The sequence below is a fragment of the Limosilactobacillus avium genome, assembly GCF_947381485.1.
Classification (GTDB): domain Bacteria; phylum Bacillota; class Bacilli; order Lactobacillales; family Lactobacillaceae; genus Limosilactobacillus; species Limosilactobacillus avium.
This window is the reverse complement of sequence record NZ_CANCWN010000033.1, coordinates 1-19,613: the sequence shown is the minus strand read 5'-3', so window position 1 is coordinate 19,613 and position 19,613 is coordinate 1. Positions and strand designations below refer to the sequence as shown.

At 51.6% G+C, this 19,613-nt stretch carries 17 protein-coding genes, 1 tRNA gene and 1 other annotated feature; of the genes, 8 read left to right on the top strand and 10 right to left on the bottom strand.

The features are described 5' to 3' along the window. Positions 1–680 precede the first annotated feature (680 nt). Both QOS01_RS08940 and QOS01_RS08935 read right to left on the bottom strand, forming a co-directional pair. Positions 681–753 (bottom strand) — tRNA-Thr (locus QOS01_RS08940). Between the two features lie 100 nt (positions 754–853). Next, positions 854–2,287: an APC family permease gene (locus QOS01_RS08935; protein WP_283622046.1), complete on the bottom strand. Its 1,434-nt coding sequence runs from the start codon at positions 2,285–2,287 to the stop codon at positions 854–856. Between the two features lie 269 nt (positions 2,288–2,556). On the opposite strand from QOS01_RS08935, the gene nth reads away from it, so the two are divergent. Beyond that, positions 2,557–3,198, top strand: coding sequence for an endonuclease III (gene nth / locus QOS01_RS08930; protein ID WP_283622045.1), 642 nt, complete (start codon positions 2,557–2,559; stop codon positions 3,196–3,198). A 115-nt stretch (positions 3,199–3,313) separates the two neighbouring features. Continuing rightward, a complete protein-coding gene (locus tag QOS01_RS08925; RefSeq protein ID WP_283622044.1) occupies positions 3,314–4,273 on the top strand; it encodes a 2-hydroxyacid dehydrogenase family protein in 960 nt (319 codons plus the stop codon). A gap of 56 nt (positions 4,274–4,329) precedes the next feature. Here the strand turns inward: QOS01_RS08925 and QOS01_RS08920 are convergent, their stop codons facing one another. The 6 genes from QOS01_RS08920 to QOS01_RS08895 all read right to left on the bottom strand — a co-directional run bounded on the left by QOS01_RS08920 (position 4,330) and on the right by QOS01_RS08895 (position 10,425). Further along, entirely contained in the window at positions 4,330–5,085 is a 756-nt protein-coding gene (locus QOS01_RS08920) for a sulfite exporter TauE/SafE family protein (RefSeq protein WP_283622043.1), read from the bottom strand. Positions 5,086–5,100: 15 nt separating this feature from the next. Next, positions 5,101–6,291 carry an MFS transporter gene (locus tag QOS01_RS08915; RefSeq protein WP_283622042.1) on the bottom strand — a complete coding sequence of 397 codons (1,191 nt, stop codon included), beginning with the start codon at positions 6,289–6,291 and terminating at the stop codon, positions 5,101–5,103. Between the two features lie 116 nt (positions 6,292–6,407). After that, positions 6,408–7,346 carry an L-lactate dehydrogenase gene (locus QOS01_RS08910; RefSeq protein WP_283622041.1) on the bottom strand — a complete coding sequence of 313 codons (939 nt, stop codon included), beginning with the start codon at positions 7,344–7,346 and terminating at the stop codon, positions 6,408–6,410. A 162-nt stretch (positions 7,347–7,508) separates the two neighbouring features. Beyond that, positions 7,509–8,528 carry a zinc-dependent alcohol dehydrogenase family protein gene (locus QOS01_RS08905; RefSeq protein ID WP_283622040.1) on the bottom strand — a complete coding sequence of 340 codons (1,020 nt, stop codon included), beginning with the start codon at positions 8,526–8,528 and terminating at the stop codon, positions 7,509–7,511. 31 nt (positions 8,529–8,559) lie between these two features. Next, the gene (locus QOS01_RS08900; RefSeq protein ID WP_047768652.1) at positions 8,560–8,970 is read right to left on the bottom strand and encodes a VOC family protein; all 411 of its coding nucleotides are present in this window, start codon (positions 8,968–8,970) and stop codon (positions 8,560–8,562) included. 468 nt (positions 8,971–9,438) lie between these two features. Further along, positions 9,439–10,425 carry a LacI family DNA-binding transcriptional regulator gene (locus tag QOS01_RS08895; protein ID WP_283622039.1) on the bottom strand — a complete coding sequence of 329 codons (987 nt, stop codon included), beginning with the start codon at positions 10,423–10,425 and terminating at the stop codon, positions 9,439–9,441. A gap of 128 nt (positions 10,426–10,553) precedes the next feature. Continuing rightward, positions 10,554–10,797, top strand: a binding site (T-box leader). A gap of 79 nt (positions 10,798–10,876) precedes the next feature. On the opposite strand from QOS01_RS08895, the gene QOS01_RS08890 reads away from it, so the two are divergent. Genes QOS01_RS08890 through QOS01_RS08875 form a run of 4 tightly spaced genes read left to right on the top strand, consistent with a single transcriptional unit; the run spans position 10,877 to position 14,648 of the window. Further along, positions 10,877–11,728: a MetQ/NlpA family ABC transporter substrate-binding protein gene (locus QOS01_RS08890; protein ID WP_283622038.1), complete on the top strand. Its 852-nt coding sequence runs from the start codon at positions 10,877–10,879 to the stop codon at positions 11,726–11,728. Between the two features lie 11 nt (positions 11,729–11,739). Beyond that, a complete protein-coding gene (locus QOS01_RS08885) occupies positions 11,740–12,804 on the top strand; it encodes a methionine ABC transporter ATP-binding protein (RefSeq protein ID WP_283622037.1) in 1,065 nt (354 codons plus the stop codon). Continuing rightward, complete coding sequence (locus QOS01_RS08880; protein ID WP_283622036.1) at positions 12,797–13,486, top strand: methionine ABC transporter permease; 690 nt, start codon at positions 12,797–12,799, stop codon at positions 13,484–13,486. The genes QOS01_RS08885 and QOS01_RS08880 overlap by 8 nt, the downstream gene beginning before the upstream one ends. Positions 13,487–13,505: 19 nt before the next feature. Beyond that, a complete protein-coding gene (locus QOS01_RS08875; protein WP_283622035.1) occupies positions 13,506–14,648 on the top strand; it encodes an ArgE/DapE family deacylase in 1,143 nt (380 codons plus the stop codon). A 521-nt stretch (positions 14,649–15,169) separates the two neighbouring features. Here the strand turns inward: QOS01_RS08875 and msrB are convergent. Further along, positions 15,170–15,598: a peptide-methionine (R)-S-oxide reductase MsrB gene (msrB, locus tag QOS01_RS08870; protein ID WP_283622034.1), complete on the bottom strand. Its 429-nt coding sequence runs from the start codon at positions 15,596–15,598 to the stop codon at positions 15,170–15,172. A 115-nt stretch (positions 15,599–15,713) separates the two neighbouring features. Then, positions 15,714–16,238: a hypothetical protein gene (locus QOS01_RS08865; protein ID WP_283622033.1), complete on the bottom strand. Its 525-nt coding sequence runs from the start codon at positions 16,236–16,238 to the stop codon at positions 15,714–15,716. Positions 16,239–16,365: 127 nt separating this feature from the next. Between QOS01_RS08865 and QOS01_RS08860 the strand changes: the two genes are divergently transcribed. Together QOS01_RS08860 and QOS01_RS08855 are read left to right on the top strand one after the other, a co-directional pair. After that, a complete protein-coding gene (locus QOS01_RS08860; protein WP_283622032.1) occupies positions 16,366–17,907 on the top strand; it encodes a glycosyltransferase in 1,542 nt (513 codons plus the stop codon). Positions 17,908–17,909: 2 nt separating this feature from the next. Then, entirely contained in the window at positions 17,910–19,412 is a 1,503-nt protein-coding gene (locus QOS01_RS08855) for a glycosyltransferase (RefSeq protein ID WP_283622031.1), read from the top strand. The last annotated feature ends 201 nt before the right edge of the window (positions 19,413–19,613 follow it).

The following is a 19,613-nucleotide window of genomic DNA, read 5'->3' as shown; positions in this document are numbered from 1 at the left end:
AATTATCAAACACCTTTGGAAGTATTCATGAAGTATATTACAGATGACCAATTTCTAATTTAAATTGACATTCCGGGGATTAAAAAAAGAGAAACACCCTTATATCAGCATCCTCCCATTTCACTAGAGCCGTCTGGCAGAGTTACAATCCTTTTTAAAGGTTAACAACGGCTCTTAATTCCTTTAATATCAGCGTTTAAAACACCTTTATTCATGGTTAAAAAGCATTGAAAATTGAAACTGTGGGAAAGCTGTGGGAAAACTATTTTTCACTAACAGGCAAGGCCGACGATGAACGTTCTGTTCACCGTCTTTTTTCACCAATAAAAAAGGACGCCTATTAAGCGCCCCAACCGGTTCGGAATAAGTAACCAACTGATTCCATTTTGCACTCCGGCTAATCATTATCATAGTTATATTATAGCATGAAATTAGTATGATACAATGAGTAAGCACTCCGGGACTACCAATCCCAAATTGTAAGTGCAACTGGGGGTGAACCCCATGGGCCATATTTGGCTAATCATTATCATTGTGCCTAGTAAGCACGTTAAACACCTAATTAAGTGGTTGCTCAGGTAGTGACCCTGGCGCTCCATCCCCTTTACCCGGGGGTGGGGCGCTTTTTTAGGATAAAAAAAGAGGAACGCCCTTATATCAGCGTCCTCCCATTTCACTAGAGCCGTCTGGCAGAGTTGAACTGCCGTGTCACCCTTACCATGGATGTGCTCTACCTATCTGAGCTAAGACGGCACTTAAATTATAACCGAGATCAATTCACCAAGGCAAGGCGGCGCGCAAAAAAGCGACCGTGGAGGATCTCCCCACCGGTCGCTTTGTCCTTATTCAGTAATTACTTCTTATTTTTCTTTGCCAGGAAGGAGTGCCGGACCCCGTAGCTAAAGTAGATGATTAGCCCGAGGACGAACCAAATTCCGGCATACAGCTTGGCCTGGTAATCCAGCCCCATGAACACAAACAGGGCGGCCAGGAAGCCAAGTGCGGGCATCACTGGGTAGAACGGCATCTTAAAGGATGGATCCGCGATGTCCTTACCTTCTCGCTTCCGCAGGGCGTAAATCCCCAGGGATACGAACATGAAGGCAATCAGAGTCCCTGCAGAAACCAGCTGGGATAAGAAGGCAAACGGGAAGAAGGCCGCAATCACAATGGTCACAATCGTCAGTGTCCAGAGGGCCCGGTTTGGCCGGCCAGCCTTATCCAATTTACCAATCCATTTTGGCAACATTCCGTCACGGCCGAATGAGTAAATCAACCGGGAACCGGCCAAGCTCATCCCAATCAGGGCGGTAAACATCCCCACAACGGCGATTGACTGAACAACCACGGCCACGCCACCGTGACCAGCAGCCCGCAGTGCTAACCCAACTGGTTCGGCGCTGTTAGCGTACTTACTGTACGGAAGAACCCCCATCAGAACCATGGCAACGGAAACGAAGAGGACCACAGCAATCAGCAGGGAACCCAGGATCCCCCGCGGCATTGTCTTTTGTGGGTTGATGGCTTCTGCCGAGTTAGCGGCAATAGAATCAAAACCGATGTAGGAGAGGAAAATCATCGAAACCCCGGCATAGATTCCTTGCCAGCCACCAAACGGACCGTTAGCCGTTTCGTGGTACTTCGGGATAAATGGTACGTAGTTGCTGGTCTTAATAGCGGTCAACCCCACAACAACGAAGAGCAGGATGGCGAAAACCTTTAAACAGACCAAGAGAGTTTCCACCCGGGCCGCCTTAGAAGCCCCGTGGGCAATCAAGATTGCCACCAGGGCAATAACAACAACTGAGATCAGGTCAACGACCCCACCTTCAGTCCCAAAAGCGTTGGATAAAGACGCCGGCAGCTTGATTCCCGCCGGGGCGAGCAGGGCCCGTAAGTTGGCCGAGAGCCCGGCTCCAACGAAGGCTAAGGCAATAAAATATTCTGCTAGCAGGGCCCATCCGGCGATCCAGCCGAAGAACTCCCCAAAGACAACGTTAATCCAAGAATACGCGGACCCGGCAAATGGCATGGCCGCCGCCATTTCAGCGTAAGCAAATGCCACCAGACCGGCAACAACGGCAGCAACGACGAATGAGATAGCTACCGCTGGCCCCGTATGCATCGCTGCCACTTCACCAGGAAGAGTAAAAATGGAAGCCGACACAATCGTCCCCACACCGAGGGCGAGGAAGTCCCGAACCTTTAATGATCGCACCAAGTGGCCATCTTTATTTTCGTAAACGCGCGGGTCTTCTTTTCGCGTGATTGTTTTCCAAAAACTCATGACTCTTCCTCCCTTAATTAAAAATATATTAGAATTATAAGAAAAGCTTTAATTTATTTTACCAACCGTTCTTCTTATGGTCAAATATTAATTTTATTTGTAAGCCTTTTAGCTTAATAGCAGGGTCCTAATAATATTTTGCGGAAGCCCGGCAGACCGGCAACCAGGCCCCAATGAATAAAAATTAAATTTTCATTGGGAAAATCACTAATAATTCACTAATTTGAGGGGTAAACTAGGACTAGTTAGTTCGTTTGGAGTGATTTTTAATGCTTAACAATCAAGAAATCTATGACGCAATTAAGACAATGCGGCGCGAGTACCCTGATGCCGGGACTACCCTCTATGCCGACACCCACTTCCACTTCCTTTTGGCCGTCATCCTCAGTGCCCAGTCAACTGACCAGTCCGTCAATAACCTGACGCCGGCCCTGTTTGACCGCTTTCCAACTCCCCAGGACCTGGCGGCTGCCGAACCAGTTGATGTCGAGCCCTACATCAAACGGCTGGGCCTCTACCACAACAAGGCCAAGTACCTGGTCAACTGTTCACGGAAGCTGGTCACCGATTTTAATGGTAAAGTTCCCCGAACCCTGAAGGAGCTGACCTCCCTGCCCGGGGTCGGCCGTAAGGTGGCCAACGTCGTGATGGCCGAGTGCTTCGCCATCCCCGCCTTCCCAGTCGACACCCACGTTAGCCGGGTGGCCCGTCGGCTAGCAATGGTCCCACCCAAGGCCACCGTTTTGGCGATTGAGAAGCGATTGCGGGAGGCCGTTCCCAAAGAAAAGTGGCTGGACGCCCACCACAGCATGATTTTCTGGGGGCGCTACCGGTGTATGGCGAAAAATCCCCGCTGTAACGATTGCCCGCTGCTTCCCATTTGCGTAACCGGACAACAAAACGTGATTTAGGAAGTTTATCCGCCAATCTTCTCCTTTATCTGAAAAAGAACTATAATAAAGCTGTTAGCGCTTACATACTTGATAATACTCACATACTTGATAATTATTTAGGAAGGCGAAGATTATGGCTAAAGTATATCTATCAGCAAAACTGCCAACGGTTGCAACGGAGCTTTTGCAGAAGGCGGGAATTGACTTTGCGGTTTACGATGGTGACGGTTTGATCACCACCGATGAATTGATCAAGCACGTTGCTGACTGTCAAGTTCTCATCACCCCGCTCTCTACCCAGGTCAACAAGGTGGTTATTGATGCTGCTCCCCAGCTCAAATTGATTGCTAACTTCGGGGCCGGCTTCAATAACATTGACGTTAAGTACGCCCGCGAAAAGGGAATCGATGTTACAAATACCCCGTTTGTTTCATCAACCGCTACGGCGGAAGTTGCCTGCGGCTTAATGATTGCCCTGATGCGGCGGATTGTTGAGGGTGACCACCGGATGCGGACAATCGGCTTTGATGGCTGGGCACCGCTCTTCTTCCTCGGTCCCGAACTCGCCGGTAAGACCCTCGGCATTGTCGGCCTGGGGAGCATTGGCCAGGCGGTTGCCAAGCGGATGCACGCCTTTAACATGAAGGTCATTTACACCCAACGGCACCAAGCAAGCCCAGCGGTTGAGGCCGCCTGTTCCGCAGACTATGTCAGCCTGGACGAATTGCTCAAGCAGGCCGACGTGGTTACCCTGCACTGCCCACTCACTGATGAAACGCACCACATGATCGATAGCGCCCAGCTGGCGGAGATGAAGAAGACCGCCGTCCTCATCAACTGTGCCCGGGGCCCCGTCATTAATGAAGCGGCCGTCCTTACGGCATTGCAAAAGAAGGACATTGCCGGTGCAGCGCTCGATGTTTACGAGCGGGAACCAGAAGTCGATGACCAGTACAAAAAGCTTAGTAACGTTATCTTGACGCCCCATATCGGAAACGCCTCAATCGAAGCCCGGGATGCAATGGGCAAGATTGTGGCCAACAACGCGATTGCGGCAATTAAGGGAACGACGATTAAGTACATCATTAATTAATCAAGATCCTAAAAAGACCACGGTCGAGAATTTTCTTGACCGTGGTCTTCTTTTTGTTATAAGGCTGTCCGAACCCCCATCACGATGATAAAGACGCCCATGAAGAGCTTAACAATCCGGGCCCGGTTCGGCTTGGCCGTCATCCACAGGACCACCGGCGGCGCCAAGAAGGCCCCCACCAGTGAACCAGCAATTAGGCCGCCCGCGGCGTGCCAATCAATGTTGCCCCCGCTGATGTGCAGGAGGGCGCCGACAATTGACATCCCCACTAAAACGTAGGATGAGGTAGCGGCCGCTTCGGCCATCGAGGCCCCCAAAAGAAGGAGACCGGTAGTGATTGGGCCCCCACCACTTAGGCCAGCGATACCAACCATCAGGCCCCCCATAATGCCGTAGAGGACACTCGCGGTTTTAGCCGACATCCGGCCTTCCTTTTTACTGTCAGTCTGCCGGTAGACCTTGTAAATCAGCTGGGCCCCGAGAAAGGCCAGGATTGCCCCAATGATGATTTTATAAACCCTTTCCGGGAAGAATGGCGAGATGAAGAAGCCGACGAAGATGCTAGGGATGGCGGCAATCATCATCCGGTTGCCCAGGCTGAAGTCAATCAGCCCGCGGCGGTAGTAGGACCAGGACCCCATGATCAGGGCCGGAAGTGAGGTGACGATTGACGTCGCGGCTGCGGCCCCTGGTGATAGTTGAAAAATCGCTGTCAAGACACCAAGGTAGATTGCTCCGCCCCCGCCGCCAAGCGAGATCACAAAGATACCGACCGCTAAGCCGACAATTACCATCAATAATATGTTCCCCACAATTGGGTCCCCTCCTTATGCGTTTTGTTTCCGTAAGTGCTGTAATCCAAAGGTGATGATGAACGATCCCATCAAGAAGACGATGACAATCCAGTACGGGTACTGGTAGTTGATGTCCAGCAGGGCCCCCGAAATCAGCGGGCCGATGATGTTGCCGACACTAGTCAGCGACATGTTGACCCCGTTTAGCAAGCCCTGGTTATCCCTACTCATCTTCGTCAGCAGGGTCGTGATTGCTGGCCGCAACATGTCAAAGGCCTCAAAGACGACCAGGGTGGCCACAATCAGTTGCCAGTGAGAGTGGTCGTAAATAACAAAGACCGTTCCGATGGCGCTGGCGAAGAAGCAGTAGCGGATCACCCGGATTTCACCCCACCATTGTACCATCCGGTCAAAGAAGAAGACCTGGAGGATCAGGGAGATGATCCCGTTCAAAGTCAGGACTAAAGCGATGGACTGGAGGTCAAAGTTGTGGACCTCGTTAACGTACAGGCTGTAAATGCTCTCGAAGCCCGCCAGGCCAAATGCCATGATGAAGATCATCAGAAACAGGGTGACCATCACCGGGGAAAGGAGCTTTTTGACCTGCGCCCAGCCACCAGACAGAAGGTCGCCTTCCGGGTTGTCGGTCGTGCTCTTAAAGCGCTCGTCGCGATCGCTCGGCAGCAAGGACATGGCGACGAGGGTACTGATGATGCCCAGGATGCCGGCAACCCAGAAGGGAAACTTGTAATTAATGTTAGCCAGGATGCCGCCGAGGCCGGGTCCCAAGATCAGGCCCCCGCTAAAGGCCGCCGATAGCCAGCCGATTACCTTGGCCCGGTCCTTAACGCTCGTCAGGTCCGCCGCCAAGGCCATCGAGGTGGGCACGAACATCGCTGCCGACAGGCCGTCAACCGCCCGGGAGACGTCGAAGAGCCAGAGCTGGTTGGCCAGGGCAAAGACGAATTCGGCTAAGGAGAAGATTAACAGCCCCCACACCAGCATTGGCTTTCGGCCCATCTTGTCGGAAACTCGTCCGACCACTGGGGAGGCGACGAACTGGACAAAGGCAAAGAGTGACGACATAACCCCCATGTCGAAGGCGGAAAAATGGTACTCATTCTTGATAAACGGCATTACCGGGAAAATCAGGCTCATCCCCAAGCAGATCAGGAATTCGCAGAAGATCACCACGGCAATGATTTTCTTCACTTCTCTTGTCATCGATAATATTTCCTTTCATCAGTAGTGAGACAAAAGAAAAGCGGTGTCGAATGAACGACGCCACTTTCCGTGTGTTTAATGATTAGTGTAACATTATCGACCCTACTGCGCTAGTTTTAGGCCTTCTTGTTGGCTTCCAGACTTTCCTGGTACTTTTCCTTGATGAAGTTAGCGGAGGTCTGCAGCTTGTCAAGTTCTTCATCAGTCAGGTGGAGTTGCACTTGTTCTTCAATCCCGTTCCGGCCAACAACTGCGGGGTATGAAAGGTAGCAGTCGTATTCTTCACGGAAGTTGGAAACCGGCATAACGGTGTGGGCGTCGGAAAGGATGGTGTTAACCAGACGAACAGCCGCAGTGGCGACCCCGTAACTGGTGTACTTCTTACCGGAGAAGACCTTCCAGCCCCCCATCCGGGCCTCGTGGTCCAGTTCGTCCAGGTCTAAGCCGCGCTTCTTGGCCAGTTCAGTGATTGGTTGTTCCAGAACACGGACCGTGGACCAGGCCGTAAATTGTGAGTTCCCGTGTTCACCAAGGTTGTAGCCCTCAACGGAACGGGGGTCAACGTTAAGGCGACTGGCCACGGCGCGCTTCATCCGGGCGGAGTCAAGCAGGGTCCCGGTACCGATGACTTGGTTCTTTGGCAGGCCGGTTACGGATTGGTAAATGGAGGTGATAACGTCAACGGGGTTGGTAATGGCAACAATCTTGCCGTTGAAGCCACTCTCCTTAATCTTTTCGGCAACCTTTGGCACCGCGTCCCGGGTGAATGGAAGTTCCGCAAAACGGTCGGCGTCTGGGTTGTCCTGGAGCTTAATGTTCCCCAGAGCAGAGACGATGACGTCGGTATCCTTTAATTGTCCGTAGTCATTGACGTAAATGTTGGTGTGGTGAAGGAGGTTAGCCATGGCGTCCTCAAAGTCCAAGGCATCGGCGTTAACCTTCTTTTCATTAGTGTCAATTAAAACCAGGTCGTCAGCGAAACCATTAGCAACGATGTAATGCGCCACCGTTGAACCAACGTGTCCCATCCCAATTACGGCAACCTTTCGTGTCACTATTAAGACCCCTTTCATTAATCTCAGATGTGATTATTTCTCATTAGATTTTAATATAGCATAATAGGTTCACATTGACCAGGGAATTTTAAAAAAACCTGGTGGGACTCCAATAAGGGGTCCCACCAGGTAAAAGCGGTTAATTAAGTTTTATTTTCAAGTTTAGGCGTCTTCGCCGGCAACCTTAACGATGGCCTTGGAAATGTTACCAAGCTTACCACTTACGAAGTCTTCAACGTGGGCGAAGTCCAAAACGTTGGAAATCAGTGGCAGTGGGTCAACATCGCCGGATTGCAGCAGGGCGATTGAATCTTCGAAGGTGTATGGGTTAATGAAGGAACCTTGGATGTGCAGTTGCTTCTGGTAAACCTTGTAAGTATTAACCTTAAATTCGGAGTCAGGGTTACCAACACCGAACATCAGAACTTGGCCGCCACGACGAGCAGCTTCAACGGCTTGTTCCTGAGTCTTTGGCAGACCAACGGCTTCAACAACAATGTCGTAGCTGTCTGGCTTAATAGCGTCTGGTTCCTTGATGTTGTTGATGGTCTTGAAGCCAAAGTGCTTCTTGTTGTTTTCTAGCTTCTCATCAACAGTCCCGGCTAAGGTAACTTCCTTAACACCACGGGACTTCAGGATTTGGGCAATCAGTTGACCTTCGAAACCATCACCAATAATCAAAGCGGTTTGGTATGGGTGAGTTTCCAGCAGGTCAACACCGTGGGCAGCACAGGAAATTGGTTCAATAACCGCAGCGGCTTCCAAGGAAACATTGTCCGGAACGTGGTAAACAACTTCTTCAGGGGCAGTGAAGAATTCAGCGAAGCCACCATCACGGGTAACACCAACGGCATCCAGGTGTTCACAAAGTTCGGGACGAGAAGTCCGGCAGTAGAAGCACTTGTGGCAGTAAATGTTCGGGTCAACGCTTACCCGGTCACCAACCTTGAAGTCTTGAACATCGCTACCAACGGCGGCAATTACACCGGAGTTTTCGTGCCCTAAAACAATCGGTGGAACAGCGTCAGCGGAACCTGGCAGACCATTATAGAGGGCCTTATCAGTCCCACAAATACCAGCCCAAGCGGTGTGGACTAAGACTTCATTTGGCTTAACTTCTGGCTTCTTGTAGTCGTTTTCGACTTCTAACTTCTTAACACCTGTCATAACTAATGCTTTCATGATTTTTTCCTCCTTAAATTGATGGTGGTTTTTAACCCTTTACAACTTCACAGAATTCAATGGTTTCATCGTTTGGTCCCACGATGTTGAAGTACTTAATGCCGTGCTTCCAGTAGTCAAGGTGTTGGACTTCATCTTCCTTGATATTGAAGCCCTCTTCCTTAGCAGCCTTGTAAGCACCATCGGCATCTTCAACGTTCAGTGAGATGTGGTTGATGGCCCCGGTCTTGTGAACAGCACCATCACTGTCCCAGATTTCAAGCATCAAGTGGGCGAACTTCATGAAGACCACTTGGTGTCCCTGGTCATCAGTGTCGAATTCCCCTTGCTTCTTGAAACCTAACTTTTCCCAAAAAGCAATTGTCTTCTTTAGATCATCAGTTGGGATTCCCACATGTGCGATATCATCAAAATAACCGGCAAGACTCTTATTAAATGCCATTGCACGACGCCTCCTTGAAATTTGTCTATTTCCTTTTGACAACTATTATGATAGGGCTTACATTTTCATCTGTCAACCGGTTAACATCTACGAAAACGTTTGACAATACGGCATGTTAAGCGGTTACCATATCAAAAAGCGGTCGCTCTTCCATTCGGAGAGTAAGGGATTGCCGCCATCACTTTTTGCCTTTTTACTAGTAAAAAAATTTTTTAACTTTTTTGAAGTGATAACAAAATAAGGCTGGGAGAAAACTTGTTTTCTCACCAGCCTCGTTTAGTTCTCCGAATATCACACAGTAATCGCGGAAAAACCAAATAGGCTTGCTCCGCGTCGAAGCGTGCTCCTAGTGTCTAGCGCCGCGAAGCAAGTCCATTGATTACGGACAATCGCCGGCCCGTACCGTGCCAACGATCGCCCTATACTAGCCATACGGAGCACTCTGATGCTTTTTTTCCAGCTTGTTTGTTATGCCGTTGTTCCGTGAATCAGCTTAACCGGTAACTGGACTGAATTGGTGGTCTTCTTACCATCAATCTGGTCCTGGAGGAGTTGGACCGCCGCGGTGGCCATCTGCTGGATGGGCTGCTGGATGGTCGTTAGTTCCGGCAAGAGTGTCCGGGTCATGTTGGCCCCGTCAAAGCCGACCACCTTGAGGTCTTCGGGAACTCGCCGGCCCCGTTCCCGGGCCACCTGCATAATCAGGCTGGCGTTCGTGTCGTTATCGGCGAAGACCCCGTCAACTTCCGGGTGCTCATCAAAGAGACGGTGGAAGATTTTGATCTTCTCCGCGGTCGAACTATCGAAACTAACCTCATACGTATACATTGGTAAGTCGTGCTTGCGCATCAGCTCCTCATAGGCCCGCCGCCGTTCCATGTTTGGCGAGGCTAGGCCATGCGGGTAGTTGGTGTGGATAATGTGCTGGCAGCCATCATCTAGCAGCTGCTGGGTCGCCAAGACACCGCCAGCATAGTTGTCCGCAGCCACGACCGGGATGTCCTTAGAAACCAATCGTTCAATCGAAACCACCGGCAGCTGAATATTACGATACTGCTCAATACCCTCGTTGTGGGCCCCAACAATCAGGCCATCTACCTGCCCGTTCAGTAGTTGGCGAAGGTAGGCCCGCTCACGGTCGGGGTTATTCTGGCTGTTCCCCATTAGTACCCGGTAACCCCGCTTGTACAGTTCATGGTCCAGGCAGGCTTCCAGCTGGCCAAAGAACGGGTTGTCGACGGTTGGAAAGACCAAGCCCACCAGGTTAGTCCGCTGCTGGTAAAGCTGGCGAGCAATGATATTGGGCCGGTAGTGTAGCTCCTGCATTGCCTTATGGACCTTATCAATTGTTGCCTGGCTCAGGTAACCCCGGTTGTTAAGGACCCGGGAAACGGTGGTCTTTGAGACCCCGGCGACCGCCGCCACATCTTCTAATTTTACTGCTTGCTTTTTCATAAAACCTACTTCAATCCCCATTAAGTTTACTTTATATTATACCGCTTCCACTAAAATAAAAAATTAAAAAAGCTGTTGACAAAAATGAGAATGTCATTATAATTAGTGACAACAAATTAATTGAACGTTAAAACATGTTGAAAGGCAGAGTAAGTGCTCAAGCTTTCTAGAGAGCTGCTGGTTGGTGGAAAGCAGTAAGTGGCCGCACCGAAGATGGGCCTGGAATGGTACCGGTGATTATTAGCCGGTAACGGGTTAGCACACGTTAATCGTGCTGGGTAATTCTAATTGTTTTGTTAGAGTGACCCACTGAGGCTGAGTCAGCGATGGCCCAGCGAACAAAGGTGGTAACGTGAAGCACTCGTCCTTTACTGATTGGGACGGGTGCTTTTTCTGTTCTAACGTTCGGTTAATCGCAATTATTCATAAGGATTGAAAGGGAGTATTTACTATGAAGAGAAGAAAGAAAAGAAACGCAATTATCTGGGCTGTCGTTGTTGTTTTGATCCTAATCGCCGGTTACTTCAGCTTTGTTCGGCCCCACCAACAAGCTGCCAAGACGGTGACGGTCGGAATCATGGCTAGTTCCAAGGCTGACGATAAGATTTGGAACTCCGTCGCCAAGACCGCCAAGGATAAGTATGGGGTCACGGTCAAGTTCCGCCGGTTCACCGACTACAACCAGCCAAACAAGGCCCTGCAAAACGGTGACGTTGACCTGAACGCCTTCCAACACAAGCTCTTCTTGAAGTCATGGAATAAGGCCCACCACACTGACATCGTGTCCGACGGTGATACCTTCATCACCCCAATCCGGGTCTACTCCAACAAGTACAAGAACATCAAGGACCTGCCAGACGGGGCAACCATTGCGGTACCAAATGACGCCACTAACGAATCCCGGGCCCTTTACGCATTAAAGAACGCCGGTCTCTTCAAGCTTAAGAAGGGCACTGACCTGGCAACAGCATCTTCCATCATTGACAACAAGAAGAACATCAAGATCAAGGAAATTGCTGCTGACCAAACGGCCCGGACTTTAGACGACGTTGACGCCGCCGTGGTCAACACCAACTACGCCCAAGCAGCCGGCCTGAACTACAAGAAGGCCATCTTCGTTGAACCACTCAACAAGGATTCCGCACAATGGGTCAACATCATCGCTGTTAAGAAGCAGGACAAGAACAACAAGGCCTACAAGGACGTTGTTAAGGCTTACCAAACTGAAAAGACCAAGCACCTGATCAAGAAGTACTACGGTTCATCTGAATTACCAGCATGGGACCGGAATTTTAACAAGTAGGAGGAGCGAGTATGGCGAAACCAATTATTGACTTGGCAAACATTAACGTCACTTTCAAGCAGGGCAAGGAAGTTGTCCACGCCGTCAAGGATGTGTCGTTATCAATTGAAAAAGGTGATATTTACGGGATCGTCGGTTACTCAGGCGCCGGAAAGTCAACCCTGGTCCGGACAATCAACCTCCTGCAGAAGCCGACGGACGGTTCCGTCACCATCGACGGTGAATCCTTCTTCAAGGACCACCAGCAGCAGTTAAGCAACAAGGAACTCCAGGAGAAGCGGCGGAACATCGGGATGATCTTCCAACACTTCAACCTATTAAACGAAACGACGGTCATCGAAAACGTCCTCTTTGCCTTGAAGCATAGCAAACTGGATGACGATGCCCAGGAAAAGAAGGCCCTGGAACTACTCGAACTGGTCGGGCTCAAGGACAAGGCAGACTTCTACCCCGTCCAACTCTCCGGTGGTGAACAACAGCGGGTTTCCATCGCCCGGGCACTGGCTAACGACCCAGAAATTTTGATTTCTGACGAAGCCACCTCGGCCCTGGACCCCCAAAACACCAACCAGATTCTCGACCTGCTCAAGCAGCTAAACGATAAGCTTGACCTGACCATTGTCCTGATCACCCACGAGATGGACGCCGTCAAGCGGGTTGCCAACAAGATTGCCGTCATGGAGCACGGCCAGATCATCGAACGGGGCCCACTGCAAAAGGTCTTCCTGCAACCACAACAAGAGTTGACCCGCCAGTTCGTCGGGGGCTCCCTCGCCGCGGTTGACACCCTGAAGGCCTTCAACCTGGACCACCTGGCAGACAACGAGGAGCTCTTCCAGCTGGTTTACAACGGCAACAACGTCACGAAGTCAATTATCATCGCCCTCTACAAGGAACTCGGGGTTGAAGCAAGTATGCTTTACGGGAACATCGAAATCCTCGGCGGTGAACCAGTCGGTACCCTCTTCGTCGTGGTTAAGGGGGACGACCAGCAGCGGCAAGCGGCCGTTAAGTTCTTAGAAGATAACAAAGTTACTGTAACCAAGATTGATGATAGGAGGATTTGGAATGAGTAGTTTTTTACCAAACGTCGTACAACTAGGCTGGGGCGGTGACAATGGCTGGGGAACCTCCATTATTCAGACCATCTACATGACCGTTTGGCCGGCCATCATTGGGGGCCTGATTGGTCTGATCTTCGGGATCGCCCTCGTGGTCACCGAACCCGGTGGAATCTTGGAAAACAAGGTTCTCTACAGCATCTGCGATAAGATTGTCTCGGTTTTCCGGGCCATCCCGTTCATCATCCTGCTGGCCTTCATCGCGCCAGTTACCCAGGCAATCGTTGGTACCCAGATTGGGACCACGGCTGCCCTGGTGCCCCTGTCCATCGGTTTCTTCGCCTTCTACGCACGACAAGTGCAAGTGGCACTGAAGAGTGTTGACCAGGGAAAAATTGAAGCCGCCCAGGCCATCGGTTCCACTAACAAGGACATCATCTTTGACGTCTACCTGCGGGAATCCCGCTCCGAACTGATCCGGGTCTCCACCGTTTCCTTGATCAGCCTGGTCAGCCTGACCGCAATGGCCGGAGCAATTGGTGCCGGTGGTTTAGGTAACACCGCTATTTCATATGGTTACGACCGTTTCAACAACGACGTCACCCTGGTGGCAACGTTGCTGGTCCTCCTCTTCGTGCTGATCATCCAAGTGATCGGTGACTTACTCGCTAAGAAGTTAAACCACCAAGACTGTTAATAGTATAGGGAGAATTTTCATGGAAGCCAGTCCAGAAGTTAAGGTATTACAAGATTTGATTCAAATTCATTCCACTAATGGTAACGAGGTCGCGGTGGCCAAGTACTTGCAAAAGCTACTCGCGGCGCACGGCATTACCGCCACGGTTGACGAATTCGGCGACCGCCGGGCCGACCTGACCGCGCAAGTCGGGGAGGGCACGGACAAACGAATTCTGGGACTGACAGGTCACATGGATACGGTTGCCGTCAGTGACCCCACGAGCTGGCACCATGACCCCTTCGCCGGTAGCATCGTTGGCGACAAGGTCTACGGACGGGGCGCCGCCGACATGAAGAGCGGCCTCGCCGCCCAGGTTCTGGCGCTAATCAAGCTCAAGGAAGCCGACCGCTTACCAGCGGGCACGGTTAAACTAATCGCCACTGCTGGTGAAGAACTGGGGACGCCCGGGGCCTTCCGCCTGGCCAAACAAGGGGTGGCTAACGACTTGGACGCCCTGGTGGTCGGGGAACCAACCGGAGGCAACGTCGTCTTCGCCCACTCCGGAAGTTTGAACTACTCGGTTGAAAGCACTGGGAAGTCCGCCCACAGCTCCATGCCTGACCGCGGTGTCAACGCTATCACGGGTCTGTTAAAGTACGTGGAAGCAGAGAGCCACCTCTTTGACGATGCCCCGGCGGACCCTTACTTAGGAAAAGTCCAGCACAGTGTGACCGTCATTGAAGGTGGGGACCAGATTAACACCATCCCCGACCACGCTAAACTGGAGGGGAACATCCGGCCAACGGCGGCCTTTAATAACCAGGCCGTTGCCGACCGGCTTAACGCGGCGATCGATAAGATCAACCGCGAGACGCCCTACCAGTTGAAACTGGACATTTTCTGGGACTACCATCCCATCAGCACGGACCCGGCAAGTGACTTTGTCCAGTCGGCGCTCAAGTCCGCCAAGCAGCACTACCCCCACCCCGTTAAGACGGACATCATCAACGGGGCAACGGACGCCAGCGTCTTCACGGTCGACCGGCCTGACCTGCCGGTAATTGTCCTCGGGAGTGATGCCTGGAATGAGGCCCACCAAACGGACGAGTTTACGACCATTCCGAGTTTCCTGGCAACCATCCAAACCTACCAAGACATCATTGTTAATTTCTTTAAGTAAGCACCCAACCGTCAGCTGGTCTTAACGATCACTGGCGGTTTTCCTTATGGGCGGATTCCTTGGGCCCGTAGCGAAGTCCGTTTAAGCTGATGCTCAGTGTTTAACAATCTTTTTGGACCGACTTTCGCTTCGTTAGCATTGGCCTTTATTAAATTAAGTATGCTCAGTGATTAGCTTAATAATAAAAAGAAAATGATGGGCGATTTCTTAATTTTATATAAGCGAATGGTAAGCAAAATGAGCACTTTGCTTAGTGAAAAATTACCCAATTATTATCTCTCATCCCCACCATCGTTGCTATAATAAGGGTGTAAAGAAATGATATAAAAAATATGAAAGGGTGTTTAACCATGATGTCAGCTTTAAGTAACGCAATTGCTGTTGTAAGTTTTCTCGGAATCCTGATTGCCTCTGCCGCGGGGATGTTTATGGGTAAACCTCAACACTAATTATTAATTGCAATTATTCATTATTAAAGAAGCGACCGGAGAAGATTTTCTTCGGTCGCTTCTTTTGTTATCTTATTCAAATAGTGATTGGTACTCCCCGTACCCGGCTTCCGCCAGTTTGGCCGCGGGGATGAAGCGGAGGGCCGCCGAATTAATGCAGTAACGCAGGCCGCCCCGGTCTAAGGGTCCGTCCGTGAAAACGTGGCCGAGGTGGGAGTTGGCCTTTTGGCTGCGGACCTCCGTCCGTTCCATACCAAAGGACTGGTCGCGTTTTTCTTTGACTACCCGCTTGGCAATCGGCTTAGTAAAGGCCGGCCAGCCGCAGCCGGAATCGTACTTATCGAGCGAGGAGAAGAGTGGCTCCCCACTGACTACGTCGACGTAGATGCCGGGCTCAGCGAAGTGGTCGTACTTTCCGGTAAACGGGCGCTCCGTTGCCGCCTCCTGGGTCACGGCATACTGAATTGGCGAAAGTTTCTTCTTTAATTCTTCCCTGTTCATGAACAGGCCCCCTTCTCTTTGGTGACCTGATCATAACATAGCTAGTGGTGAAAAGCCGCTACAATGCTCAAAGAGCAAGTCGGTGAGGAAACCTGCCGACTTGCTCTTTTAAATTCTACTTTTTCTTTTTCAACTGCTTCCGGTACTGCTCACGGGTCAAGGTGACCTGGTCATCATCAGCCGCACCCTTCTTTGGGGTCGCCGGCTTCTTTTCCCGGTCCGGCTTTTCATCCTGTTGGCTGGACTTGCGGATCACGTCGGCCTGCCACTGGCTGGCCTTTTGAGCGGCCTGATTATTCTTCCCACTGACAAAGTCATCCGTCGTTGGGAAGTATATCGTGGCAGCGCTCCCTGGCAGCTTAACCGCGTTCGGGTCAATTACCTTCTTCTTCTGCGCCGAGGTAGCCGATGCCGGTTTAGCGGCTGGCTTGACGGCTGCCTTACCGACTGGTTGGGCCATCAACTTAGCCATCTGTTTGACGTTTGCCAGGTTCCGGCGGGCATTTTCATAGTTGGCCTTCATTACCGCAAGCAGTGGCGATTCCTCGTCCTCTGCTGACTGCTGGGCATGCTCGTATTGCTGCTTGGCGTCAGCAAGGTTTTTTTCTGCAGTTTTTAAAAGTTCATCCGTACTACTCATACTACAAACCTACTTCCCCATTTTGATTGTATCTCAATTATAGAACAGAAGTCCCGCCGAGTCGAACCGGCAGCCAGCCCCCAGATGTGATAAACTCAATTATGAGTAAATATAAGGAGATATTGAAATGTTATTCTTTCTAAATGATGGCATTCAGACCAACATGTCGGGAATCGAACATGCCCAGATCCAGCGTCTGCACCTGTTCGAACACTTCAAGGAACCGGCAAAGATCGTTACTCGGCAGTACTCAAACGAGCTCCACATGGTAACTAGCGCTGCCGGAATTAAAGACGAAGACTTCGTCAACATGTATGACTACTTCCAAGACGCCCGCGAGGTCCCTACCAAGGACGTCACCATCAAGGACATTCAGATTGACCCCAACTGGCGACGGCAGGCCGACGGGATCAACTACAACTACTACCGTGATGGTCACCGAATCATGTACATCCGCCGGCGGAACGATAAGAAGAAGCACATCATCAACCTCCAGTACTTCGACCACTTCGGCAAGCTCCTCAAGGTGACCTGGTACGACAACCGAGGCTTTGTTTCCGTCGAACACCTCTATGACTGGTCCAACAAGGTCACGACCGAGAACTACTTCACCCCGGCTGGCAAATTAGCCTTACAGGTGAACAACCAGACCGACAAGCGTGACAAAGACTCCAAGAGCTTCCACCTCTTTGACTTCCGGGGCCACGACTACCAGTTCAACGGCTTCGACGCCCTCACGGCTTTCTTCCTCGACCAGCTGGTCACGGATAAGGAAATCTGCGGTGACGGTCCCGTCGGCTTGGTTACCGACCGGGTTTACGAAATTGGCTGGTCCGTCCTCCACATGAAGCACCGGGTTCCCCGTTACATGCAATTGCATAACGACCACGTCAACGACAACAACGACATCCTCCACTCGACCTTGAACTTCAACTACGAATGGGGACTCAACCACCTGACCGACTGGGACGGGGTAATCGCCTTGACACCTCAGCAGCAGGACGATGTTAAGGCTCGTTATGCCAAGACCGGCGTCCCGGTCTTCCGGGTTCCGGGACCAATTGTTACCAGCGATGTTCTTAACCGGCCGCACGTCCCGTTCGAAAAACGCCACAAGCACGAGGTCGTCACCGTCGCCCGGCTCTCCCCCGAAAAGCAGCAGGAACACCTTATTGCTGCCTGGCCACAGGTTCTAAAAGCCGTGCCGGATGCCCAGCTCAACCTGTGGGGCTACGCTAACGATAACTATGATAAGAAGCTCCGCAAGCAGGTTAAGGACCTCGGCCTCGAAAGCAGCGTCCACTTCAAGGGCTACACGAATGACGTTGCCGACGTTGACGACCACGCCCAGCTAATGGTCCTGCCGAGCCGGGTTGAGGGTCTGCCCCTCACCCTGGTGGAAGCGGAGGCCCACGGGCTGCCGGCCATTGCCAACGACATCAAGTACGGACCGAGTGACGTCATCATTGACGGTCAGGACGGTTTGCTGACCAAGAACGGCGATATTGACGGTTTAGCCAAGGCAGTCATCAGCCTGCTGACCGACCAGGACCGCCTGGCCAAGATGAGCGCTAACGCTTACGAGGACTGCAAACGTTACTCCGAACCGAGCGTAATGAAGCTATGGCAAAAGATTCTTGATAACATGAACGAAAAGGAGGCCAAGTAACCGTGTTCTTCTTTGTAAACCAGTACCTGCTCAGCAGTAATTCCAGTATCGAGCACGCCGAAATCAAGCGGCTGAAGCTCTTCAAAGAACACCAGACAGCCGCCAAATTGGTGACCCGGGACTTTGACAATATCATCCACGCTACTCTGGGGCGGTTCGGCCTCAGCGACGACCAGCTGGTCAACATGTTTGACTTCTTCGCCGGCACGACCGACTACCAAGGCCACAACCTCCACACCAAGGACCTCGGTTTGCCAATTGACTACCAGGTCAGCAGCGGGTCTAACTCCCGGACGGTCAAGGATGGTGACCGCCTAGTTGCCGAGGTCTTCTTCATTGGCGGTACCTACGGCCTGGTAGACCACGTCGACTACTACGATGCCGCGGGCAACATCAACCTGCGCGCGAAGTACGACATCCGGGGATTCAAGGCTGTCGATATCTTCTTCGGCAAGAATAACCGGCCGTACTACGAACGCTACTACCGGCCGGACGGTAGCAATTACATGGAGCGCTACTACGTTCAATCGACTGAGGACACCCCGATTAACTCCCTGAACGTCCTCAAAAACTACCAGGGCAAGGACCGCTTCTTCGACGACTTTGATAGTCTCTTTGCCTTCTTCCTCAAGGAGCTAAACGACCAGGTCGCCGGGACCAACACCTTCATTGCCGACCGGCCAGCCATGGCCATCAAACCGGTCCAGCAGCTGGGCAAGCGGGCCCGGAAGTTCCTCTGGCTGCCAATCAGCCACATTGACGATGGCCAGGACCTGATCAACGGGCCGCTGAATGGCTTCCTCAATGATCCTTTGACCAAGGACCGCAGCAAGTGGGACGGCATCATTGTCATGACCGCCATGCAGGCAGCGGTCCTGCAACAACGGCTGGGCAAGGGCACCCCAATCTACACGATTAACGGTTCCCCGGTTCACCCGGCAAGCAAGCGGGTACCAATGGCGGACCGGACACCAAACCAGCTGATCTACGTTGGCCGACTAGGGAGTGATAAGGGGACTGACCTGCTGATCAAGCTCTTTGCCAAGGTTCACCAGGCCGTCCGGGGCAGCAAGTTGACCTTCTACGGTTACGGGTCGAATGAAGATACCAAGAACTACCAGGACCTGGTCAAGAAGCTCAAGCTGGAGAAGGCCGTCACCTTTGCCGGTTACCAACCGAAGCTGGATGACGTCTACAACCAGGCTCAGCTCTTTGTTGATCCGGGCCGGCTCGACGGTCAGCCACTAGCGATGGCGGAGGCCTTAGCCCACGGGGTCCCGGTCGTCAGTTTCAACTACCTGTACGGACCGAGTGGGTTCGTCAAGGATGGGGTCAACGGTCAACTGATTCGGCTGGATAATATGGACAAGATGCCGGCAACGATTATTGACCTTTTGAAGAACCCGGCAAAGCTCCAGCAACTCAGCACCGGGGCGTACGAGAATTGCCAGGCATTTGATGCCGACCATACTTGGGCGCAATGGCAAGCAATTATGAATAAGTAACCACCACTTCGGCGGCAAAAAGGCGCATGACAACTAGTCACGCGCCTTTTTGAGTCCTCCCACCACCCCACCTGAATAAGGAAAAGAAATTTAAAGAAGGAAAAATTAAAAACGCCTGGTCCGTGGAATTCTATTATCTAATCGAACATAATTGATTTCTGGGCTATATATACTTAATTATTTTATTTTTTATAGGGGGAT